The following is a 24,295-nucleotide window of genomic DNA, read 5'->3' as shown; positions in this document are numbered from 1 at the left end:
TTTTGATGCCCATTACTTGGGTTACGCTTTTTTTATTGATTGCTATTTTTTCAAAAAAATGGTGTCTTAAATCTCTCAAAGTAGGTGTTTTGCTATTTTTACTTTTTACGAATCCATTTTTGGCAAATGAGATGTATTTGTTGTGGGAGATTCCTCCAACTCCAATAAAAGAAGTTAAGAGTTATGAAATAGGAATTGTTCTGACAGGAATGAGCAACGCAGGAAAAGAGCCAAAAGATAGAATTTATGCGAGTGCTGGGATTGATAGACTCTTACAAGCAGTTCGCTTATATAAAGAAGGTAAGATTAAAAAAATAATGATTGTGGGAATGTCAGAAGAAATAGATTGGGTAAGTGGCGAAGAAAAATTACCCAAAAGAACTTATAAATACAAAGATATGCTAAAAGATATGTGTATAAAAGAGGATGATATTTTGATAGAGTCTAACTCAAAAAACACCTATGAGAATGCACAATTTGCAGCACAGTTTTTAGAGAAAAATGAAAGTAAGTTAAATTTAAAATCAAGTTTTCAAACAGCTAATAAAAATCAATTATTAGTGATTACTTCAGCCTTCCATTTGAGACGTTCATTAGGATGTTTTGAAGAAGCAGGATTAAATATTGATGGATTTTCTACTGATTTCATCGCTACTGAAAGAAAAAATATGCTTACCATTTTGAGTTTGATTCCAACAGAAGACGCAATGGCAAAATGGGGAAAGATTATCCACGAAATGATGGGTTATATAGTTTATGATATGACAGGGAGGTTATAAAGTAATGTTAATTTAAAGATAAAGTTTCTTGTATAAATAAAACTCACGATTTTAATCGTGGGAAAGCAAAAAAGCACTCTCTATTTTTAGAAAGTGCTTTTTTGTAGAATAAAAATATCTTGAATATTTATCTTCTTAGATTGATATTTGTGCAATTATCTGAATAAACGTCATATTTTAGTATTGACATAATAGCAAGAACTTCATCATTAGGGTGTGATTTGGCTATTAAATCTCCTTGTGTTCCATCTGCATTTTTTTTGAAAATATCTCCCGTCTGTGTCCAATTATAGACATTATCGCCTACTCTTACAGTACGTTCTCCATCTTGCCCTCCTTGATTTTCGTATAGAAATTCAAAATTACTTACCATAGTAGAGTAATTTTTACCACTCGGAACAATTGTCTTTACCAAATAATTTCCAGAGTTTACACCTGTACTAGATTTATACAACTCACACGAACAAACACCTTTTATGCGCTCGTCTTCTGTTCCTATAACTGAATAATGTGCAATCTTCCAGTCTCCTGTTTTTTTCTCATTTCTAAAAACCATTGAAACTGTTTCTGTTCCCTTTGACCAAATATCTTTGTCTTTCGTGATTGCATATTCTACTACATAAACAATAACGCCAATAGCTCCTTTTACTTCATTTTTCAAGACATCTTTTACAGAATAGTTTATTTTTAAACCTTCCGTACGTGTAATTTTTGTCAGATAGCTCAAAAAACCTTCATAATCACTATTCAAAACAGAACCTCTATCTGAAATATTGAAAGTAACTAACGTAGAAGTAACATCTTTTGCCATATGTTCCATTACGGCTTTTACGTCTTTTGTATCTCCTAATTTTGAATAAGCATTTGCAAATTCCATTAGGTTTTTCTTTATAATTACTTCGGCAGCCTTGTCTCTTGCTTTTTGCTTTTCTTCTTCACTTATGGAAGATTTTTTTTGGGCATATAGTGTGGAGTAGAATAATGAGGAAGAAAATAATAGGATTAATACAAAGCAAATCTTAGAAAGGGAGTTTTGAAATGCTCTCATTGAATGAGAAGGAGATGATGAGTGTATCATAAAAATATAAATTTGAAAATGAGTTTGAATAAGTAAAAATTAAAATAATTATAAATTAATGCCTATCAAACGAATATAATTTAAAAAATAAGTGTGTAAAAATAGCTTTTTAGACTGAAATAACGGTTTTTTATTCTGTTTTAATTAGATAATCATCAATTTTACAAGAATTAATCCAAGCAAATACAAATAGCGTTAAATTTATTTACTGATTCCATAGAAAAGCGTAAAGAATGCAGAAGGAAATATTTGTTTGTTATCTGCTAACCCCATAATTTCTATTTTTTGTGAATAAGCATCTAGCATCATTCCAGCCTCAAAACCCACTTGAGAACCTTTAAAAGCACTAAACTCTAAAGCAAGAGATGCTTTCAAACTTGCTCCTAATTGTATTTTGGCATCTGTCATCCGTTGAGCAAAAGAACCTGTACCTACTACAGACTCAAAAGAAGTATGTATATTAGGGTCGTACTGCTCTGTTCGTATTATTTCATTATCAAATCGATAATCAATGATATAAGGAGCTACAATTCCGATAGTTGGACCGATTGCTCCAATGGCATTTACTTGAATACCTCGCTCTTCTGCTTTTTCGAACAAAATCCATTCTCTACCATATTGAGGACGTAAAACATATAAAAAATTGCGTTTACCAGGTGTAAAAAACTCGCCTGATAATCTACTTGGTCTTCGTTGTTCTTTTGGGTGTCTTACATCAACAAGTTCCAAGGAAAAACTATGAAACATAGTTTCATTGATGGCTTTGGCATAACGAAAAGAAAAACCACCAATCAAACCAGACTGCGTATTTAGATTAATACCATATACAAATTGAGTGGTGTAATCAAAATCATCAGTAGTATCTTGTGAGAAAGAGTAAAAGCTAATAAAAAATGCTGTTAGAAGAAAAAATAGAAATTTCATAAATGCTAAAAGTTATAAATTAAACGAAATGCTTTGTCTGACTCAAAGTTAAGTTGTTTTTTGTAAATATACATAGAAAATCATCTTATTAGAATTAACCAAAAAAAACGAATTGTGTTTTAATACCGTTTTTTTATAAAAATCTATTAAAATAGAATAGTATTTGCTTTCTTTGCCAAAAAGAAACTCCCTATCTATCTTCCAAAAGAAACTTATATGTCAGTTATGTTAATTCACAAAAAAATAAATTATTTTCTGTTATTTGCCTTCTTGTTTCTAATAAGTGGACTTTCAAACTCCTTATTGGCTCAAGATATTATTTCTGATGAAGAAAGAAAACTTTTCACAACCATAGAGAGCCTTGAACCTTTAGGAATAGTATATGAAAACGCAAGTGCAGGAGAAGAAATAGAAAAAGAAGATTATGGCGATGGTTCGCTTCTTTATACCTATGAGTTTGAAGATTCTGACTTATGGTTGCACGAACTCTTATGGGTAGAATCCTCTGCACAGGCAGCTAATTTCACTTATGAAGCTTATGGAGAAGCAAGTAAAACTTATCTTTCAGAAGGTCTTATTCTTTCTGCTTTTAGAGTGATTAGATTACCAAATTCGAATGCAGAAGTAGTTGTAGCTGATGTTTATAATGAAAAACAAAAAAAAGTGGGGGCAATTGTTCGTTTCAAAGAACGAAATATAAGTGGAATGCTTATTTTGATAGGCATGGAATTTCAAGAAAAAGTAATGGAAAAATTTCTAAATACAGAAATGCAACAGATGAGCCAGACCTGTTCGAAGCTCTCACTTTGGAAGTAAGAAAATAAAACCCACGAATAACTTAGAATTATTTATTCTATCTATATGAAATATTCGTGGGATACTGCCTTATTATATTTTAAACTAAAAAACTGGTTACTGATAACTGGTTACTGATAACTGAAAAAATGAATTTATACACTATTTGGTGCATGTTTTGGTTTATGCTTGTCTTTTTATGTTTATATCCTGCTTTATGGCTATCTACTCAACGCAAAGAATGGCATCATTGGAATGGCTTTTTATATCGAATTTGGGCAAAAATCCTTTACTTTGGAATAGGAATAAAAATGGAAACTGAATGGGAATTCGAACCTGCCAAAAATCAAAATTATATTTATGTTTCTAATCATACTTCCTATCTTGATATTTCTGCAATGGTAATGACTGTTCCTAATTTCAGCGTTTTTATGGGAAAAGCATCGCTAAGCAAAACTCCTCTATTTGGTTATATTTTTAAAAAAATTCATATTCCTGTAAGTCGTGGAAAGGGTGCAAGTCGTATTGAAGCCTTTGAAAAAGTAAAAGAAGCATTAGCAGAAGGAAAAAATGTATTGATTTATCCTGAAGGTGGAATTATTGGTACAAACCAACCTAAGTTAAATCCTTTTAAGGATGGTGCTTTTCGTGCAGCTATTCAAACAAAAAAACAATTAGTTCCAGTAACTATTCTTTATAATTGGATAATTTTTCCAGACAAACAGCCTTTTAAATTTACCCATCATAAATGTAAAATGATTTATCACTCTCCAATAGACACCACAAATTTGGATGAGAAAGATGTAGAAGATTTGAAAAACAAAACCTTTCAACTCATTGATTCTACAATAAAAGAAAATATATAGCTCAAAATGTAGCTCATTCTTTAAAATGAGAAGGCTTTTTTTATAAAAATATGATATTCAATCTCTAATTCCCATTTCCCAACCCCGTTTCCTATTTCATGGATATTATTTCAGCTCAAACTTTTTTTGTAAAACAACTTATTCCATTTTTCAGAGAATGGGGCTTTAAATATATAGATACGTATAGTCAGTTCAGAAAAACGGATAAAATGGGTTTTCAAAATGTAATTTTATCTATTTCACAATATGAAGAAGAAATATGGATTGAAGTAACTTTAGGAATAAGAAAAGATGAAGTAGAACGAATTACCCAACCTTTTTTATCAAACCTTACTGATTTTCAAAATCAAACAACTACTATTTCTGTTTCTTTAGGTAAATTAAATCAAAACCCCTATTTTAGATACAAAGCTGAAAATGAAGAAGACTTAGAAGTTTGCGCCGAAGAACTTATAAAATTTATGACAGAAGAAGGAATGACTTTTTTGGAAAACAAAAACTCCCTTCAAGAACTAGATTCAACATTTAATAAAGTGCCAAAACGTCCTATTTTATATGTTCATAATCAATTTCATCGTTTTTTTAAGGGAATTGTTTTAGCTAAAGTTACTAACAATCTAAAATACGATGAATTAGTAGAGCTTTATTATAGAACTCTGATTCATCAAAAAGCAAATGAAAGTATTCAATCAAATTTTAAACGTTTGGCTGCTTTCTTAGTTAATTATTCCATAAATTGATTGATAGATTTGTCGTTGATAAGGACACCAACAACGCCAAAATATAATAAATTTACCAGAATTTTATTTTTTAACTTATAAACAGCCGTTGTCGGTGTCTCCACCGACGACTACTCAACAACATTTTTTATGGCAACAGTACTCATTACAGGAAGCACAAGTGGAATTGGTTTAGGTATCGCAAAGCATTTTGCAAAGGCAGGTTACAATGTAGTCTTTAATGGATTGGAGGATAATGGCGCAGAAATAGCGGCCAATGTAGCAAAAGAACATGGCGTTCAGACGATGTTTTCTGATGCAAATATGCTTTATCCAGAGCAAATCAATCAAATGATAGATGAAGCAAAACAAAAATTTGGAACTATTGATGTCTTGATAAATAATGCAGGTATTCAGTTTGTTTCGCCTATTGATGAATTTCCTGCTGCAAAATGGAATGCTATTATTGGCATCAATTTGAGTTCGGCTTTTCATACTTCACAAGCTGTTTGGGAAGACATGAAAAAACAAAAATTTGGTAGAATTATCAATATTGCTTCTGCTCACGGACTTCGTGCTTCAGAGTTTAAATCAGCTTATGTAGCTGCCAAACATGGAATTGTTGGGCTTACAAAAGTATTGAGTTTAGAAGGTGCGCCTTATAATATTACTGCAAATGCTATCTGTCCAGGGTATGTCAAAACGCCTTTAGTAGAAAAACAGATTGCAGACCAAGCCAAAACACACGGAATGAGTGAAGATGAAGTAGTAGAAAAAGTAATGCTCAAAAAACAGGCTGTAAAAGATTTTGTTTCTATTGAAGCTCTTGTAGGAATGGCTTTATTTTTAGCCTCAAAAGAAGCCAGTACATTTACAGGAACAGCTATTCCAATTGATGGAGGTTGGACAGCTCAATAGTTAAAAAATATCAAAATAATAAAGGGAATAAACAAGATATGTTTGTTCCCTTTAATTTTATGAAATTCTTTATGATACCATTAGAAGAGAAGTATTGGAAAAAATTCAGTAACCCCTATGGAAGTTCAGATGAATTACCAGCACTTTTACAACAATTAGATAATCATTTTGAACAAGAACTATTTGATACTATTTGTTGGGAATATATTTATCATCAAGGTAGTCTTTATCAATCTACTATTGCAGCTTTTCCTTATTTACTAAAAATTATTACCAAAGAAGAGAATAGAGCAATACAGTTAGATGCTTATACTTCATTAGGTGTTATCATTGCTGTATTGTATGAAAATGAAGTGCATTTGAACAGTATAATTGAAGATGATAATTATAAATTAGATAATGAAATAAAACAGAATCTATATATCTCCTTCAAGGAAAGTTATAAAAGTTTTTTTGAATTATTACCTCAGTTTATTGATGAAGTCAAAAAAATAGAAGAAGCTGAAAAACGATATTTTTTGTCTCTTATCGCCTTATCTAAAAAAAGCTATTTTATTACAGATATGCTTATTACCTTCAATGGTAATGATGAATATATGAGTATTTGTCCAAATTGTAATTCTGAATTTCATCTTTGGAATGAAGAAGATAAATTGAATGGATATATAAAAGACCCAGTATTTGAAAAAAAACAAACTCCTTTTGTAATTATTCCCAAACATATAGACCGAAAAAAAGCAACTATTCAGTCTGATAATTATCAAGAGTGGATGGTTGCTTATATAGATTTATTAGAAATAGATTCTCTAAAAGAAATTATTACTTTTCTTTTTGGAGATATAATTTGTCCAACTTGTAAATCTAAATATTATGTATTTCCGTCTGTTTGTCATTCCTAAACTATGATTCTATCAAAACAGTTCTAGAGTTTCTTACGTTTGGGTTTACTTTCTCTTGTTGAATAGATGCTATTCGTCTTTGTTTTTGCTTTCTATTTTCTACTTTAGAGCGCATTTTCCCAAAACGACTAGTAGTAAAATCTTTTCTTGCATCTTCTACTCTAACTTTATCTAACACTTCTGTGTATCTCTTAATAATAATTTGTTGGTCAAATTTTGTTTCAGCTAACCAACGACTGTTGATACCCATTTCTTTCAGCTTTCCTTTATCTAAACAAATCATTCTTTGCATTTTATCAGCCAAATCATAAGCATTTTTTACTTCGCATAAATAACCATTAAAATTATGGATAACAGTTTCTCTACATCCAGGAACATCAGTCGTTATAATTGGTTTGCCCAAACAAGCAGCTTCTAAAAGCGTACGTGGAGTTCCTTCTCTATATGAAGGCAAAACAATACAATCTGCACTTGAGATAAGTGGACGAACATCACCAGTAGTACCTAGATATTTCAAAATCCCTTCTTTTTCCCATTCCTTTATCTGCTTTTCAGGTACACCCAAGCCTTTTGTTTCATCTATTTTCCCTAAAAGCTGAAAACGAGCATTAATACCTTTACTTCTCAAAAGTTTTATAGCATCAGCGTATTCTGCAATCCCTTTATCATAAAGCACTCTCGCAATTAGCAAAAATGTAAATGCCTTTTTTTCTTTTTTACTTGGAACAGATAATGTAGGTTTTTTAGGAACAAAATGATTAGTATCTATACCTGAACCTGGTAAAAGACGAGCAATAGATTCTTTTACTAAACTTTTATTAATAAAGAGTTCTCTATCATCTTTATTCTGAAAAAATACAGTTTTAGGAAAGCGAAATGTAAAACGATATAAGTATTGAGCAATTTTAGAGGAAATACCCTCTCTCAAAAACACAGTTCCTAGTCCTGTTACATTATTAATAGAAGGAATTTTGAGAAGTTGAGCAGCTAGTGTGCCATAAATATTGGGTTTTATGGTATAATGCAATACTACATCAAGACTATGCTTTTTATAAGCAGTTACTAATCTTTTGACAAGCAGTGCATCATTAATTGGGTTTGTTCCCTTACACTCCATTGGCACAGGCTCAAAAATACAGCCCATTTCTTCCAATGATTTTCGGTATCCATCATCAGGTGCGATGGCAATTACTTCATGGTTTTGTAAAAAGGCTTTGATTAAACCTGCTCTAAAATTATAAATATTCCAAGAAGAATTGACTACAATTCCTATTTTCATCTTATGTTGGTTATTTCGCATTCAGTTAAATGTCATTTTTTCTTATAAATCTCTCGTAAAACTAATTGAGAAGCTCTCAAAAGGAATGTAGAATTTAATTCATGTAAAAGAGGTGTGCGTAAATTAAAAAATTACCAAACAAATAAACTTAACTAACTTGAGTTATTAAAGATAATGATAAAATAACAGAAAGAATGTTGATACTTTGTTGAGTATATTCAAAAAACCTTCATTATTTCAATAATTTCTCCTTAATAGTTGTTTTTCAACAAGACCTCAAACAAGAGGCTAATTTATTTTATGTTATAGTATAAGCAAACGCAAGACCAAATTTAAAAAAACTTAAATTTCTTATTATTTTTATACTACTTCTGTACGTTTATTTAATAAAAAGCAATAGGAATAAGTGTATAAAGCTAGAAATAATTTTAAATTGACTTCTTTTGCTCAAAGATAGACAAATTAAAAATAAATTTGAAACAGCTAATACTTCTTGAAAAAGTTTTTATAAGTATTTTTTTTAAAGCACGATACCTATTTTTATCTATATACAATAACTTCAACTAACAGAAATAATAAATATCGTATTTTATAATACCCACAATAAATAATTAAATCAAATATACTTATTCTGCACTTTCAATTTCTTGTAAAATTTCTTTTATACTAGGAGTAGAAATCCTACGGACAGAGCGAAAACGAGGTTTATAATAACTACTTTCCATTGTACTATATGTAACTTTCCTTCTACTTCCAGATGCTGCATGAATGAATTTTATGGGTTCATTAGGGTTATTTTCAATAATAATTCCGACGTGTCCTGTGCGTCCAGAATGCAAATTTCTACCTGTAAAACAGATTACATCACCTACTTGTGCATTTTCTAGTTGTACTTTCTTACCAACATAATCATACGAACTAGACGAAGCAGGAAGATTAATTTCGAATTGACTATATACATAAGATACAAAACCAGAGCAATCAAAACCTTTTGGTGATTTTCCTCCATGTATGTAAGGCACATCTTCTTGAGCAACAGCAATATCAACTACTGAATTTATAAACCTTTCTCTTATTACTACTTTTTCTAATAATTGAGGAGAAATAGAAAGATTGTTAGGAGTAGAAAAATCTGTCATATTAATCTCTTCTACATCTAAATCAATATTATTTTCATTTGTCTTTTGATTGGCTTCTTCATCAAGCAAAGCTAAAATATTGTCTTGTTCTTCTTGCTTACTATCAGCTTCTAGAGGTGTGTTTTCTTTATCTGTAGAATCTTTAACTACTAAATGAAAATTAGTTAATTCTAAAGAAACGGGGAAGCAACTGAAAGATGAGGATAAATTAGAAGAAGAATTAGTTGAGGTTGGAGAGGTAGTAACAAGGTTAGAAAAACGTTTTTTTCTTTTTTTACCTTTATTAGTTTTACCTGTTGGGTGAGTAACTTCTAAGTGTGATGTACTAAAAGCTGTAGAGATAAAAATCAGAGGAACACACAAAAAAGATAGCAAAATGCGTTTAAAGTCCATTTAGTTGGATTTTAGTAAAAAATAATATTAGTGAGTGTGGGAGTAGATGTTTTAGACCTTACTCATTTTGTTCTGAAAATTAAATTTCTAAATTTCCAAAGGCGCAAATCTACAAAATATTACCTAATTAAGAATAAAAAAGCAACAATCTATTTTCTTTTTTTTTGAATAAATCATTGATTATCAGAGGTGTCAATAATTTATTTTCATATTATTCCAAATAATCCTTGCAAAAATCAAAATAAGTCTTTATTATTGTGTGTAGGTAATCAGTTATATTTAACTGAATACAAAAAACATTCAAATTTGTAAAAAACAGATGACTCTTACTATTTTCTCTTTCAACTTTTATTATTTCTACTTTTTTAGCCCTTTAGTCAGGACGAAGAAGCAGATTGAAAGTTGATTGTCAAAATTTAAGAACCAACTACATCTAAAAAATTCTAAACCCTGACTTTAAATAGTTAGGGTTTTTTTTGTGCACTAACATAACTAAAACAAACTATGAAAACTATCGCTATCCAAGGAAAACTTTTTTCTTTCCATCATCTTGCAGCCCAAAAACAGTTTGGAGAAAAAAACCAGTGGTTGCATTGTCAAAACTTTGATGAATTATTACATGCCGTTGCAAAAAAAAGGGTGTCTATGGGAATGATTGCCGTCGAAAACTCACTTGTCGGAAAGGTCTCTGATAATTATGAGAAAATTGAAGCAATGAACTTGAGGGTTTTGGGAGAAATAGATTTACCTATTCAACTTCATTTAGCAGCAAAAAAAGGAACTCAAGTTTCAGATTTGCGTACCGTTTATTCTCACCCCGTTGCCCTAGCTGAATGTGGAATTTTTCTATCTAAAAACAAAAAAATCACTCCAACTAATTTTAGTGATACAGCTGGTGCAATTCGTTGGATAGGAGAGCAACAAAATCAACATAAAAACTTAGATTCGGCTGCCATTGGAGGAATTGAGGCAATTCATTATTATAGACTTCAAGCTATCCAAAAAAATATTCATGACCATCATAATAATGCCACTAAATTTTTAGCAATTGCTAGTAAATAAACTAAAAAAATAATATTTTACTCTAAATCATTTCAATTATGAATGCTTCTCAAAAAAAACCAGGTCTTGATTTATTTTCTTCTGAAACTTGTCTAAATCAGTCTCGTCAAGAAATTGATAAAATTGATACTGAACTTATCAAAATTATAGCTCAACGAATGGAAATTGTCAAAAAAATAGGAGAACACAAACGCAAACACAAATTAGAAACTCTTCAACCCAATCGATGGCAAACTATCTTAGATTCTCGCCAAAAAATAGCAGAAGAGTTAGACTTGCCTTCTGACTTAGTCCTAGATATTTTCGAAGTCATTCATCAAATGGCAATTCAAACACAAAGTAAATAATACGATTTTAAACTCAATAAAAAAGTTCTATCAAAAGACATACAATGAATTTTGATAGAACTTAAAAATTGATTCTTTAATAAATTTTTATTGTGCCTGTGGAGCTTGAGCAAATACTCTTTTCATAAGTTCAGACGAACGAGCCGAAATATTACTACGAATATTACTTTCTTCTTCTGCCACTAATTTAAAAAGTCCTTCAATAGCTAATTCAGTTGCATAATCATCCAAATCTGGATTTACATTCTGAACAAATGGAATTTTATTATATCTTCCTACCAAATCGCCATAATAACGAGTTGCATTTACTTTTGATAGATTTCTAGAAACAACAGGTTTGAATTTTGCTTTTAGTTGGTCTGTTGTAGCACGTATAAGATATTGTGTAGCTGCATCTTTATCTCCTTTCAAAATTCCATAAGCATCTTGAATAGACATAGAAGTAATAGCAGATTTAAAAATTGGAGCAGCTTCTTTAGCGGCTTCTTCTGCTCCTCGGTTTAGTGTCTTGACGAATCTATCTACTTCTGAACCCAAACCCAAATCACGTAAAGTAGTAGCCACTTTTTCTGCATCTTTTGGAAAAGGAATTTTGATAAGTGCATTATTGAAATAACCACCATCTTTTGAAGCCAGTCCAGTTCCTTTTACAACTCCCTGTACAAGAGCATCTTTCAATGCTTTTGCAATTTCCTCTTTTGTAAGAGGAACGCCTCCAATACTTCCCAAAACACCTGTAATTTGTTGAGAAGTACAACTAGTGTAAAAACCTACTACACTAATAAGAATAAATAATGATAAGATACGAATTGCTCTGCTTGTTTTTTTCATGAAAAATGAATTTTAAAAAGATAATATAAATTTGTTATTACAGTAAAGTTGGCATTTTTTGAGCCAAAAAGCATAAAAAAAGATTCAAAAAATGATAAAATTCTTTTTTTTAAAAATCCTCTTCGTAAATTGAGATTGAAAACAACTATTAATTACTGATATGGACGCAAACCGTTGGCAATTTATTCAAGATATTTTTTCAGAAGCTTTAGAACTAGAAGGAGAGGAAAGAGAAAATTATCTTTCATTTAAAACAAAAGATGATAAAGAACTCAAACAAGAGGTTGAAAAACTTTTGGAAGGAGCTGAAAGAGCAGATAGTTTTTTTGGAGGTTTAGAAGATAAAGTTTCTGATGCTTGGCAAAAAGCTGCCGAAACAACACTTCTCTCAGAGGGCGAAAAGGTAGGTGTCTATCAAATTGAAAAGGAAATTGGGCGTGGAGGAATGGCAGTTGTTTATTTAGCAAAGCGTATTGATGGCGAATTTGAGCAAAAAGTAGCTATCAAAGTCATCAAACGAGGAATGGATTCTGATGAGGTTTTGAGACGCTTTATGGCTGAAAAACAGATTTTGGCTTCACTTAATCATCCAAATATTTCCAAAATATTGAATAGTGGACTTGCGCCAAACGGTTTGCCTTATTTTGTAATGGAATATATAGAAGGTCTTGATTTTATTGAGTATTGCAATGAAAATAACCTTTCCATAAAAGAACGTTTAGAAATTTTTGTCCAAATTTGTAGAACATTACAACACGCACACAGAAACTTAGTCATTCATAGAGATTTGAAACCTTCAAATATTCTAGTAGAAAAAAACCCAGAAAACAATTCTAAAAACATACGTAATTCATTAAAATTATTAGACTTCGGAATTGCTAAAGTGCTAGGAGAAGATAACGATTTGAGAACTAAAACGGCAATGCGCCTTCTTACGCCTGAATACGCAAGTCCAGAACAAATACAAGGTGCAGCCATCAGCACATCTAGTGATATTTATCAATTAGGAATCCTTTTATTTGAACTACTTAGTGGAAGAAGACCATTTATTTTTGATAAAAATGAATCTGTTTTAGAATGGGAAAAGAAACTTACAACTTCTCAACCTCCAACACCTTCCAAGATTTATGAAGAGTTTTCAGAAAAAGAAGCCAAAAAAGTGGCTAAAGAACGAAAAACAGACAAAAAACAACTCAAAAGAGTCTTAAAATCTGAATTACAATCTATTGTCTTGATGGCTCTTCGCTCCGAACCTGAAAGGCGCTATCAATCTGCCGAGCAACTTGCAGAAGATATTGAAAGGTATTTACAAAAACGTCCTATTATAGCAAAGCCTAATTCTTGGGGGTATAAAACACGAAAGGCTTTCGAACGAAACAAATTAGCTTGGGTAGGTTTTGTACTGCTTTTTTTGGCTCTTGTTGGTGGAATATTTGGAACAACTTATCAAGCCTATAAGACAAAAAAAGAAAAACAACGAGCAGAACAAACATTAGCATTCATAACAGATTTGTTTAAAAGTCCAGACCCGAGACTTTCAGATTCAGAAGGAAAAGATATAAAAGTGAGTGAGTTTTTGAAAGCAAGTGAAAAGAAAGTATTTAGAAATTTGGAAAACCAACCAGCACTTCAAACTGAACTTCTGACTATTTTATCTGATTTGTATGATAATATGAACTTGGCAAAAGAGGGAACTGAATTAGAAAAAAAATTATTGCCAAAGTTTATCAAGCAATATGGCAAAAACTCTCCACAGGCAGCTGAAAGCATTAGAAAATTGGCTGCATGGTCTTTCGAAACAAGTAAAAGCGTTGAGAAAACAGACTCCATTTTTCAAGAAGGATTTGATATTTTTGAAAAAACATATACAAAAGAACATAATAAATACGCTGTTCTGCTCAATGAGTATGGATTGTTTCTGCAAATATCAAGAGCTGATTTAGAAAAAGCTGATTCTGTTTTGAAACAAGCAGGAGGTATTTTTGTAAAAAATGATACACTTACAGCCGATTATGGAAATAATTTATCATTTCGTGGACTGATTGCCAATCAAATGGGAAGGCTAGATGAAGCTCTTTCGTTATATGAGAGAGAATTATTTATCAAGCAAAAAGTAAATCAAGATTCAGTCGGATTAGCACTTGTAAAAGTAAATATGGCTTCTGTCTATTTCAAAAAGCAAAATCTCATTCGTGCCGAAACCATAAATCAAGAAGCTCTTAAAGTTATGGAAGAGGAGTTAGGAATGGAACACAAACACACACTTACTGCACTCAATAATTTGGCAGCCGTTTACGCAGCTCAAGGAAGGCACGATTTGGGAAAGCCAATTGCATTGCGTTCTTACAATGGATTTTTGAGTAAATATGGAGAGAAAAATGACAAAACAGCAGCAGCAGCACTAAATGTGGGCTTTTATTATACAAAATTAAATAAATTTGATTCTGCATTAGTTTTTGTCAATCAAGCAAATGAAATCTATAAACAGCTTTTTGGAGAAAATCATTATGTTACTGGTGTTCCCCTTTTGGCTAGAACAGAAATTTTGTTAGGAAAAAACCAACCTCAAAAAGCGATGCAAGATGCTCAAAAAGCAGATGAATTGCTATCGTCTCCTCCAATTCCAACGATTCATTATTATAGAGGAATGGTCAATTTTCGTCTAGGAAGTTGTTATATTTCCTTGAATGAAAAAGAAAAAGGGAAAGCATATCTTCAAAAAGCCATAGATATTTTAGTCCAGAGTAATGGAGAACAACATTATGCTACACAAGCAGCCATAAAACAGCTTTCTGAAATTGATAATTAATTCAAGTTTAATATAGGGTTTAGGATTTCTTGTTGTTGGTGTCGCTATCGCTAAAACACCAACAACAGCAGGAAAGCTTTTTCCCCGATTTTAATCGTGGGTTTTGTTTAATTTTGCTCAATTACTTATAAGAAAAGTTCAAATTACAATAATTCTTTTTCTATAAAAGTAGCTAATTCATCGTACCATTCTGTTCCGTATTTTCTAATCAAAGGAGTTTTCAAAAACTTATAAACAGGTACTTTTAACTCTTTACCTAGGCTACAAGCAGGTGTGCAAATTTCCCATTCGTCATAATTTACAGCATCAAAACTAGCGTATTTTGTTACACGGATTGGATACAAATGACACGAAATAGGCTTTTGATAATCTATTTTTCCTGCTTCGTAGGCTTTTTCTATTCCACATTTTGTAATTCCTTTTTCGTCGTAGGTAACATAGGCACAAGCTGTATTGCGTTCTATCAAAGTCGTTGAGAACTCATTGTCTTCATCTAATACGTACTTTCCGTTTTTTTCTATGGCTTCAATACCTTCTTTGGTCAAGAATGGTTTTACATCTTCGTAAATATCTTCTAAAATATGTCGTTCATCATCTTCTAAGGGTGCGCCCATTTCGCCCTCTACACAACATGCGCCTTTGCATTTGCTAAGATTGCAAACAAATTGAGTAAAAGCTACATTATCACTAACAAGAGTATTTTTTATAGGAATCATTTGTTCAGTTATAAATTACGAATGGCTCAATGGAAGAACCAAAATATTTGCTTTTCGATATAATAAAACAAAAGTACAATGAATTATTCTATTATAAAATCTCAAAGGAAGTTTACTTATCTTACACAATCAAAAACAAAACCTACAACTATTAATTATGGAAAATAAAAGCTAAGTAGAGGTTATCTATTTTACAAAAAAAATCTACCATTTTACTAATAAAAATAGTAACTTTAGAGTTCATTCTAATATTTGTATTCCTGCCTAACAGTTTAAAAAAAAATTGCCGTGATAGATAGAATTAATAACATAGAGTCTCTTAATAAAGTTGAAGCACTTAGGCAATCTCCTCTTTTTACTTCACTTCCTCAAGAAGCACTAGAAAAAATAGCTGCAAAAGCAAAAATGCGTCAGTTTTTTCCTGATGAAACAGTTGTTTGGCAAGGTAAAGCAAGTGATAGCTTGTATTTGATTATCAACGGAATTGTGGCAGTAAAAAAAATCATTGCAAGTGGAAAAGAACAAATTTTTGCCTATCTGATGGCAGGAAATACGTTTGGAGAGGTAGGAATATTAGAAAATCAACCTCGTTCAGCTACTGTTTCAGCTCTTAGTGATGTTGATGTATTGGTTATTCAGCGAGATGATTTTATACAAATGATGTATGATTATCCTCAAATCGGTATTGGTCTTTGTAAGATGTTAGGAAAATATTTGGTAGAATCTAATAGAAGACAAACAAGGGCATCAAAAAAAGCTCGTTTGATTTTGGTTTTTAGTCTTACGCCAAATGCAGGAGGAACAAATATTGGAAACTCTTTAGCTCGTATTTTACACGCACAGACCAAACAAACGACTGTTTATACAGAATATCCAACGCCTCAAAATTTGATTTCGGATTTGAATATTCGTAAAAGAGCAAAGATTTATAAACATAGTGCAGGTTATGATATTTTACTCTCTCAAGATGAAAACACAGACTTGCCTCTTTCTGCTCGTCTGACTTTATTTTTAGATTCGATGATGTCTGATTATGAGAATATCATCATTACACTAAAAAATCAAACCTATATTGATGAGAATTTGGCAATGCTATTGGAGTTTGTCAATCAGATTATTATTGTTACTCCTCCTTTGGAAGAAGCAATGCACGTTGTACCAAGATTACAAAAACAAATCCGTGACCATGTGCGAAGTGATGAAGCCACTATTTTTACAATCATCAATCGTTGTAGTCCAGAACATGAGAAAACGCAGATTAAGGGAAGTTCAGATTTTGATGTTCCTTATATTCCAGATTTACCTTTGCTTGTAGATTCAGAAGATTCAAACTATAAAATCCCTCGTCCGATAGAAGAAATGCTGGGTTCGATTATAGACCGTTTGGAACGTACGCATCAGATTGGTGTTTTTATTCCTTCTACCATTTCGGTTGATAAGCCAATTGATACAACTAAGTATGTCGAACAAACACTCAAGTTTTTGGCAGAGCGTTTTGGAGGAGCAACTAGCAAAGAAGCAAAAGGCGTTTGGAATAGTGAAAAAGCAGGTTTAGTAGATGAAAAAGTATATGTTGTTCATACTTATGTTACTCAAAAGGATATGAATAAATATCTTGACGAAGTAGTTGATTATATCAAAACGCTAAAAGTAGAATTACAGCAAGAAGCAATGGCATTAGAAATTGATAAGAAAATGACTATTATTTAACTGACATTACAACTTATCACGGTTTGTATTAAGGTAGTTCAGACATCTTGTCTGAACATAAGAAGCAGTATTTTATTCTATCCAACAGTCTGGAAGACTGTTATACAAAAATAACCGTGATAACCTTTATTATACAAAAATAAAATTTCTGTAATTCTTTTATATTAAAAAACGAAATCCACGATTTTAATCGTGGGAAAACAGCATATTTTACTTTCCCGTAACAAAGTTATGGGCTTCGCTTTCTAGCTGCATAACGTCAGTTATTTAATTGATTCAAAAAAATATCTTTTACTTTCTTCGTGAAGATTTCATAAAAAAATACGCACTCTAAGCTAAGAAGTTGTTTAAGAATAGGTTTCGTACGTGCATTTGTTGGTGTCGCTACGCTAAAACACCAAACAAAGGCGAGGTTATTTTTCCTTAGAATTGGGTTTGCAAATCCAATTCTAAGGAAAAATCTGCATTCTTAAACAGCTTCTAAGATAAAGTGCGTATATTCTATACTTAAAAGAACTAATTTTAAATTTTAACCAAACGAAGTGTTTTTACTCCTTCTTTTGTAGAGATACGAATAATATATGTTCCTGCTTTTAACCTCAAATTAGAAAGCTCAAACTCTTCATTTTGATTTCCTGCTTCTCTATTTCCTTGATAAAGAATAGAAATTTCTTCGCCCAAAACATTATACAAACGAATACTGACCTGAGAAGATTCTTTTAAAGAATAAACGATATTTAAACGAGAACCTGATATTGGGTTTGGATATAAAGAGAGTTTACTTATTTGCTCTTCCTCTTCTTGATTAGTAGCAATTTTTGATGAAATATTCGAAATATTTACTTCTGCATCTCCTAAAGAAGACCAATTATTAGCAGCATCTTTTACAAGTGATTTTATCTTTGCTGCTGGGCTTCCATTTACTCGTACATCATTCCAATCCGTTGTTCCTACAAAGACAGTTTGGCTTGTTCCACGAGATTTGAAGACTTTCAAGTCATCAAAATCAACCGATGCACCATTGGTACGGAAAGACATATACGAACCAGAAGTAAGTGGACTAGCATCTGTCCAATCCAAAACAGGCTGACCATTTTTGAAAACTTCTATTTTTCCAGAGTTTGTACTGTAAGCAATTTTATAATCTGCCCAGTTATTGTCTGTTGAAAGCGTAGCACTTGCACGGTTATAGAGTACGTTATTTATCGTTTCGTATATATAAACTTTATTTGCGTCGGTAGCAAACCAAATTAGATACGAATTTCCACGTTCTCTTTGTGTTTGTGAACTTGCCATAATGTGCATTCCAAAACGACGATTTCCAGATGTATTATTTACTTTTGCTGCAAAATTATATAAATACGCATTTCCTTGAGTTTGAGAAAGCTCTGTCGACATAGCTGTATTCGAACTCAAGCTAGATTGTCGCAAACGCCCTTGAGAAGTTTCCCACCAAGTGCCTTCCCAATCGCCCAATCCTTTTGTATAATCCGAATGAATAGATACATTTCCAAAGTTATCATTAAAGAAACCTTTAGTTTTATTTCCTCTCCATTCAGCATTTACTGATTCCAAAACTTGATAAAAACGACGAACTACACCTACATTATCATCATCTGTAAAAGTTACTGTAAAATTATCTGTTGCAGAGTTTGGAGCAGAAATACTTGTCGTTGGAGCAGTAGTATCGCTAGTTGGAGGAGGAGGAGGAGGAGTACCACCACAATCATTTTGAATCAATGAATTTACATCGGCTCTTACTGTTGGAAGAAGTGAGTAAAGCGAATTACCAGGGCAAGAAGTACAGCCACCACCATCACGATGACCAGCAATATTTTTGACATTTCCACCTGTCGAATAATGATAGGAAGAACCTAAAGGATTGATTCCTTCTTTGTCTGCCTTCCATGCTAAAAGTTTTTTCAGACTTGTCATGGCTGCATTTGTTGGATTTTGGCTTGTAAAAGTTCCTAACATACAAATTCCTTGTGTACGAGAATTATAACCACAAAAATGCGCTCCAATTACGTTTTCTGGTCTTCCTTGATAAATCACACCTGATTTATGAATCAAATAATTATACCCAATATCTGACCAACCATTTGAATTTTGATGCAAATCTTGAACAGCTCTAACTGCTGCTGCACCATCGTTCCAATCATATCCATACGCATGATGAACTACCAAATGCGTAACATTTGTATAAGAATAACTACTTCTTGGAGAACGTGCGCCCCAACTGCTACGAGAAACTACAGGAGGCTGCGAACAACCACCACTTTGCATGTAATTTGTCATATCATCTTTCGCTTTTTTTAGCGTTTGTTTTGGAGTTTCCCCTGGGCTATAAAAAGAGACATCTACATCTTCAATACTTGCTGTTTGCTCACTTCCTATTTTCCAAGAAATTCTGTATTGAATAAAACGTGTTTCTTTAGGAAGAAAACTAGCTACTGAAGTGATTCGCTTGGCTTCTTTGTGATTTTCAATATTTACGTGTCCATCAAAAGCTGTTTGCTCCCAAATATTCCAGCTTCTACCATCAACAGATGTTCTCTGTTCGATAGTCAGAAACTCGTCGTGAAGATTCTCTCCTTTCCAAGTTGTATAAGCAGAAATAAAAGGTGTTGGGTTTTTGAGTTCAATTTCGATAGCTTTTGTAGTAAAACTACCTTTTTGTTTGATGTCTTGAAGCGTAACTCCATTTTTGTTTTTTCTAAAAAGGAGGTTCTGATTTTCTGAAAGACTTTTTACATTTGAAAGCGAAAAACTGGTTTGTGTTCTTGATTCATTTTGAAAAGTAATTTTTTCAAGATTTGGCGTTGTAGTAGTATCTTTATTTTCTGATTCCTGTGCTGCTAGATAAGTCGGAAATAATAAGGAAGCAAAAGATAAAATAAAAGATAAGACTACCGAGAAAATAACTTTCTGCATTTGTTTGTGTGTATTTTATAAAAATAAAGGGATTATTTAGTGTCTTGGTGTAAAATATAGTTAGAAGAATAAATTAAAAATTTATAAAAATAGTTTAACTATAAAAATATTTTTATGAAAATTAAAACTGATTATTATTCAACAATAATAATACTTTGAATTAGATTTATACAATTTTAAAAATCTTCATGTCTCAAATATAAGTATTCATTATTGTAAAATGCAAATATTAATTTTAATTTTTTAAATAATTTGAGGTTTTTACAGTAAAAAAAAATAAAAATAACGTTCTAAAAAAGGAAATTAATTAACTAGGTTAAGTTTATAGTATTTGATTACTTTTTTGATAAAATATGTATTAATCTACTTATAAAAATTTAATTTTTAACATTTTGATTTTAATATAACTAAGTATAATGAAATAATTTAGAGAAAAAAGGTTTATTGTTTCCCTGAAGTTTAAGTTTGTATGAAACTTTTCATTTTAAGAGAACACTTAACAAAAAAAGTAGTAGCTTTGAGCCAAAATAAACCAACACAATAACAATTCACACACACAACACATTCAAGAAATGGACAAAAACAATAAAAAAGTTGCTTTAGTAACAGGCTCAACAGGAGGAATCGGAACAGCTATTTGTAAGAAGCTACACGACGAAGGTTATACTGTTGTAGCGCATTATCGCAACCGTGAAAAAGCTGAAGAATGGAACACAAAACTAAAAGAAGATGGCTACGATTTGCCTTTAGTAATGGCTGATGTTTCCAACTTTGATGAAGTAGAAAAAATGTTCGAAGACATCAAAAATAGAGTAGGAACAGTAGATATTTTAGTAAACAATGCAGGTATTACTCGTGATGGTTCTTTCCGTAAAATGTCTTTTGATCAATGGAAATCCGTTATCGATGCCGATTTGACAAGCGTTTTTAATTGTTGTCGTCATGCTATTAACCCAATGTTAGAAGGTGGATTTGGAAGAGTAATCAATGTTTCTTCTGTAAATGGTCAGCGTGGACAGTTCGGACAGGTAAATTATAGTGCAGCCAAAGCAGGTATGCACGGATTTACGAAAAGTTTGGCAATGGAAACGGCTCGTAAGGGTGTTACTATCAATACTGTTTCTCCTGGTTATATTGCTACCGATATGGTTATGGCAGTTCCAGAAGATATTCTTAAACAAATTATTGCTGAAGTTCCGATGGGAAGATTAGGAACACCAGAAGAAATTGCAGAAATTATTTCTTATATCGTTTCGGATAAAGCAGGTTTTGTTACAGGAGCAAACTTTGCTATTAATGGTGGACAGCACGTTTATTAAAAATAATAAGTTGATATAAAACAAAAAGAGCGATACAAACTGTATCGCTTTTTTTCAGCTATCTTCCAAAACCCGATCACTCGGTTGTCTTTAAATACCAATTTAGAATTGAAAATTAATGAGTTTAGATTAGCCTGAGAATAGAAGTTAAATAAATTGATATTTTCAATGCTTTAACTTGCTGATAGTCATAATTTTAAATTCGTAATTTGTAATTGTTTCTTAGTGGTCTAAAAGATGTAATTGATACCTTTTTATAATTTTTTTCAAGAGTTCTCCATAAAGTGGCGAAGTAGCATAACCTACACCTCCAGTTCTTTCCGAACCAATTTTGTTTGCCCAATCTTCATAATTTTTACCCTTTGTAAAGAGTGGTGCATATCTTTTATGCGTTGATAAAAATTCTGAATGCCCTCTAAATGACTGCCAAGCACTTTTATATTGAGAAAAATAATCTTGTACCTTGCACTCATACAAAACAGTTCCTTTTTTGATAAATGGTTTTTGAGTAAGAATAATATCTTGATTCATCGAAGCTTCTTCTGCTGTAAAATATTCTGTTGTAATGGTTTTTTCGCCTGTTCTATTTTTATCTTTTATTCCAAAATAATTATTATGAATGACTCTTGAACCGTAAGCAGTCTCTAAAGCAGATTGTGCCAGTTTTATTGAAACAGGAACATTATATTTTACTTGTTCCATAAGAGCTGTCTCTATTTTACGAAGATGAATTGTATCTGCAAAATAAGCCCAAACATGAGCAGGTGCATTTAAGTTTTTCAAGACTAAATCCATAAACATACGGCTAATATCTCTATTCATAACTAAAAGAATGCTATCATTGAGTTGGTCAAGGCGAGAAGCTTTATTTTCAATAAGTGCCTTCGTAATACGAATTTGCTTCTGTATCATAAACTCTTCCATCATATTTTCACTCTTTGCAAGACTTGCTAAATTATCATAATCAGCCACCGAATGAACAAAAATAGGAAGTCCATTTTTTATATCTTTTTTAGGAGAGTTTTGATTATCAGAATTGGAAGAAGTAAGCTTCATAAGCTGCATGGTAGCAGATTCTTCATTTTGATTATCAGAAAAAATACTTGCAGAGGCAAAAGTCAGTGCTTGTTTTTCTTCCATTTTTTTCCATAATTCAAAAGGGGTTTCTTGCCCTATCTGAACCCATAAATTTTTGATATAAGTGCTTTGTGTCTCTCCCCAGCTTCCATAAAGCGCAACAGCTCCTAAAAATAAAGCAACTACAATGAGCATATAATTTTCTATAACAAAAGAAATATTATACTCAAAATACCTTTTTCCTATTATGAGTTTAATAGGAATTTCTATGTGTCTATGGTCTCTTATCTTATCCAAATTGATGGAAATAGGTAAGAATTTATTTTTAATTATATTTTTCATCTTTGACTATGTAAATAGTAAATATTTGCTTGTATGATTTCTCTTTGATTTTTATAGCTAACTTTTCACAATTGAGTTTTTGTAACTCCTTTTTATTGCTAATTATATTTGTAATTAATTTCAAATATCAAAATGTAATTTGATTAAATTCCATTTTTTTTATCAAAATAAATTTAATTAGTTAATTATGCTATTATTTTTAGCAAAGTTAAGTAACAATCTAAACATTTGCAAGAGTTGTAGAAAAAATAAACTAAAAATTTGAGCATTTTATTTGACTCTAGGCTTTTTCTAATTCTGATTAGATTTATAGACAAAACGTGGTGCTGTGCTGTGCAAATCTTATCTGTTTGTAGCTTTCTAATTTCTTTTTATCTTGCTTAGAAGCAAAAAGAAATATGTTATTTAATTACAAATTTGACTTTTCGATTGAAACAAATGCCTTGATTTATTTAGATTTACAAAAAGGGAAAGAAATACATACATTAAATATTTTTTTTTAGAAAAACAGATTTCAAAAATGACTAACAAACCATTCAATTTTTCAAACCTTTTATGTACTTTTTCTTTATTACTAACGTTTGGCTTTTTTTCGTGTTCAGACAACAAAAAAGCACAAAGTGAAGAACAAACAGAGATAGTTGAGGAAGAAATTATTATAGATGAAAGTAGCGAAACAGAAACAATTATGCCTTCTCTTACAGACCAACTATCAGACAAAGCAAATGCTTTCAAAGAAAAAGCAGACCCAGAAAAAGTAAAAACGTATGAAGCTGCGATTGAAAAAGTAGCTGCAAGTGGTATCGTAGAAAAATCTAAGAAAGAGGGCGATAAAGCTCCTAATTTTACGCTCCCAAATGCAACAGGAATACAGGTTTCTTTGACTGACAAAACTCAAAATGGATATACAATTATCACTTGGTATAGAGGTGGTTGGTGTCCTTATTGTAACCTTACATTGGCTGCTTGGCAAGATATTTTACCAGAAATAAAAGCAGAAAATGTAGAATTTCTTGCTATTTCTCCCGAAGTTCCTGATATGTCGCTTTCTACAAAAGAAAAAAATGCTTTAGAGTTTGAGGTCTTGAGTGATGTAGGAAATAAGGTCGCAAAAGAATACGGAATCGTTTTTCCATTAGATGAGTCTATTAAAGAAGCCTATAAAAATATGGGATTGGAAAAATATAACGGAGATGCGTCTTATACATTACCTTTGGCTGCGACATACATCGTCAATTCTGAAAATGAAATAGTTTATGCTTTCCTAGATGCAGACTATAAAAAACGTGCAGAACCTAGAGAGGTTTTAGAGAAAATAAAGGATATGAAGTAATTTTTATTTTAATCTCTTTTAGAAGC

The 24,295-nt window shown here is 31.6% G+C and carries 20 protein-coding genes; 12 read left to right on the top strand and 8 right to left on the bottom strand.

The window, feature by feature from the left end; translation table 11 throughout:
- The first annotated feature begins 5 nt into the window (after positions 1-5).
- The gene (locus tag WAF17_RS03515) at positions 6-779 is read left to right on the top strand and encodes a YdcF family protein (protein ID WP_338766310.1); all 774 of its coding nucleotides are present in this window, start codon (positions 6-8) and stop codon (positions 777-779) included.
- 127 nt (positions 780-906) lie between these two features.
- On the opposite strand, the gene WAF17_RS03510 is transcribed toward WAF17_RS03515, so the two are convergent.
- Both WAF17_RS03510 and WAF17_RS03505 read right to left on the bottom strand, forming a co-directional pair.
- On the bottom strand, positions 907-1,857 hold the full coding sequence (locus WAF17_RS03510) for a nuclear transport factor 2 family protein (protein WP_338766307.1): 951 nt from the start codon (positions 1,855-1,857) through the stop codon (positions 907-909).
- A gap of 201 nt (positions 1,858-2,058) precedes the next feature.
- Positions 2,059-2,781, bottom strand: a complete 723-nt coding sequence (locus tag WAF17_RS03505; RefSeq protein ID WP_338766304.1) for a hypothetical protein — start codon at positions 2,779-2,781, stop codon at positions 2,059-2,061.
- Positions 2,782-3,006: 225 nt separating this feature from the next.
- On the opposite strand from WAF17_RS03505, the gene WAF17_RS03500 reads away from it, so the two are divergent.
- The 5 genes from WAF17_RS03500 (at position 3,007) to WAF17_RS03480 (ending at position 6,978) form a co-directional block, all read left to right on the top strand.
- Positions 3,007-3,597: a hypothetical protein gene (locus tag WAF17_RS03500; protein WP_338766301.1), complete on the top strand. Its 591-nt coding sequence runs from the start codon at positions 3,007-3,009 to the stop codon at positions 3,595-3,597.
- A gap of 128 nt (positions 3,598-3,725) precedes the next feature.
- Positions 3,726-4,442 carry a lysophospholipid acyltransferase family protein gene (locus WAF17_RS03495; RefSeq protein WP_338766300.1) on the top strand — a complete coding sequence of 239 codons (717 nt, stop codon included), beginning with the start codon at positions 3,726-3,728 and terminating at the stop codon, positions 4,440-4,442.
- A gap of 98 nt (positions 4,443-4,540) precedes the next feature.
- Complete coding sequence (locus WAF17_RS03490) at positions 4,541-5,182, top strand: hypothetical protein (protein ID WP_338766298.1); 642 nt, start codon at positions 4,541-4,543, stop codon at positions 5,180-5,182.
- A gap of 129 nt (positions 5,183-5,311) precedes the next feature.
- A complete protein-coding gene (locus WAF17_RS03485; protein ID WP_338766296.1) occupies positions 5,312-6,079 on the top strand; it encodes a 3-hydroxybutyrate dehydrogenase in 768 nt (255 codons plus the stop codon).
- Between the two features lie 71 nt (positions 6,080-6,150).
- Positions 6,151-6,978 carry a hypothetical protein gene (locus tag WAF17_RS03480; protein ID WP_338766293.1) on the top strand — a complete coding sequence of 276 codons (828 nt, stop codon included), beginning with the start codon at positions 6,151-6,153 and terminating at the stop codon, positions 6,976-6,978.
- 1 nt (position 6,979) lies between these two features.
- On the opposite strand, the gene WAF17_RS03475 is transcribed toward WAF17_RS03480, so the two are convergent.
- Together WAF17_RS03475 and WAF17_RS03470 are read right to left on the bottom strand one after the other, a co-directional pair.
- Positions 6,980-8,278, bottom strand: coding sequence for a glycosyltransferase family 4 protein (locus WAF17_RS03475; protein WP_338766290.1), 1,299 nt, complete (start codon positions 8,276-8,278; stop codon positions 6,980-6,982).
- Between the two features lie 605 nt (positions 8,279-8,883).
- Positions 8,884-9,789 carry a C40 family peptidase gene (locus WAF17_RS03470; RefSeq protein WP_338766287.1) on the bottom strand — a complete coding sequence of 302 codons (906 nt, stop codon included), beginning with the start codon at positions 9,787-9,789 and terminating at the stop codon, positions 8,884-8,886.
- A 504-nt stretch (positions 9,790-10,293) separates the two neighbouring features.
- On the opposite strand from WAF17_RS03470, the gene WAF17_RS03465 reads away from it, so the two are divergent.
- Both WAF17_RS03465 and WAF17_RS03460 read left to right on the top strand, forming a co-directional pair.
- Positions 10,294-10,851 carry a prephenate dehydratase domain-containing protein gene (locus WAF17_RS03465; protein WP_338766284.1) on the top strand — a complete coding sequence of 186 codons (558 nt, stop codon included), beginning with the start codon at positions 10,294-10,296 and terminating at the stop codon, positions 10,849-10,851.
- 38 nt (positions 10,852-10,889) lie between these two features.
- Positions 10,890-11,198, top strand: coding sequence for a chorismate mutase (locus WAF17_RS03460; RefSeq protein WP_338766281.1), 309 nt, complete (start codon positions 10,890-10,892; stop codon positions 11,196-11,198).
- Positions 11,199-11,285: 87 nt separating this feature from the next.
- Here WAF17_RS03460 and WAF17_RS03455 read toward each other — a convergent pair whose 3' ends face one another.
- Entirely contained in the window at positions 11,286-12,029 is a 744-nt protein-coding gene (locus WAF17_RS03455) for a DUF4197 domain-containing protein (protein WP_338766278.1), read from the bottom strand.
- Between the two features lie 160 nt (positions 12,030-12,189).
- Here WAF17_RS03455 and WAF17_RS03450 point away from each other — a divergent pair, with 160 nt between their 5' ends.
- Positions 12,190-14,838: a serine/threonine-protein kinase gene (locus tag WAF17_RS03450; protein ID WP_338766275.1), complete on the top strand. Its 2,649-nt coding sequence runs from the start codon at positions 12,190-12,192 to the stop codon at positions 14,836-14,838.
- Between the two features lie 143 nt (positions 14,839-14,981).
- Here the strand turns inward: WAF17_RS03450 and WAF17_RS03445 are convergent, their stop codons facing one another.
- On the bottom strand, positions 14,982-15,554 hold the full coding sequence (locus WAF17_RS03445) for a DUF3109 family protein (protein ID WP_338766272.1): 573 nt from the start codon (positions 15,552-15,554) through the stop codon (positions 14,982-14,984).
- Between the two features lie 288 nt (positions 15,555-15,842).
- Between WAF17_RS03445 and WAF17_RS03440 the strand changes: the two genes are divergently transcribed.
- Entirely contained in the window at positions 15,843-17,264 is a 1,422-nt protein-coding gene (locus WAF17_RS03440; RefSeq protein ID WP_338766269.1) for a cyclic nucleotide-binding domain-containing protein, read from the top strand.
- Between the two features lie 522 nt (positions 17,265-17,786).
- Here WAF17_RS03440 and WAF17_RS03435 read toward each other — a convergent pair.
- Complete coding sequence (locus WAF17_RS03435; RefSeq protein ID WP_338766266.1) at positions 17,787-20,198, bottom strand: N-acetylmuramoyl-L-alanine amidase; 2,412 nt, start codon at positions 20,196-20,198, stop codon at positions 17,787-17,789.
- A 572-nt stretch (positions 20,199-20,770) separates the two neighbouring features.
- On the opposite strand from WAF17_RS03435, the gene phbB reads away from it, so the two are divergent.
- Entirely contained in the window at positions 20,771-21,517 is a 747-nt protein-coding gene (phbB, locus tag WAF17_RS03430; RefSeq protein ID WP_338766263.1) for an acetoacetyl-CoA reductase, read from the top strand.
- A gap of 222 nt (positions 21,518-21,739) precedes the next feature.
- Here the strand turns inward: phbB and WAF17_RS03425 are convergent, their stop codons facing one another.
- Positions 21,740-22,936 carry a glucosaminidase domain-containing protein gene (locus tag WAF17_RS03425; protein WP_338766261.1) on the bottom strand — a complete coding sequence of 399 codons (1,197 nt, stop codon included), beginning with the start codon at positions 22,934-22,936 and terminating at the stop codon, positions 21,740-21,742.
- 520 nt (positions 22,937-23,456) lie between these two features.
- Here WAF17_RS03425 and WAF17_RS03420 point away from each other — a divergent pair.
- Entirely contained in the window at positions 23,457-24,269 is an 813-nt protein-coding gene (locus tag WAF17_RS03420; protein WP_338766259.1) for a peroxiredoxin-like family protein, read from the top strand.
- The last annotated feature ends 26 nt before the right edge of the window (positions 24,270-24,295 follow it).

The organism is Bernardetia sp. ABR2-2B (assembly GCF_037126435.1).
Taxonomy (GTDB): domain Bacteria; phylum Bacteroidota; class Bacteroidia; order Cytophagales; family Bernardetiaceae; genus Bernardetia.
The sequence above is the reverse complement of the archived record's forward strand: the minus strand, read 5'-3'. Positions and strand labels throughout refer to the sequence as shown.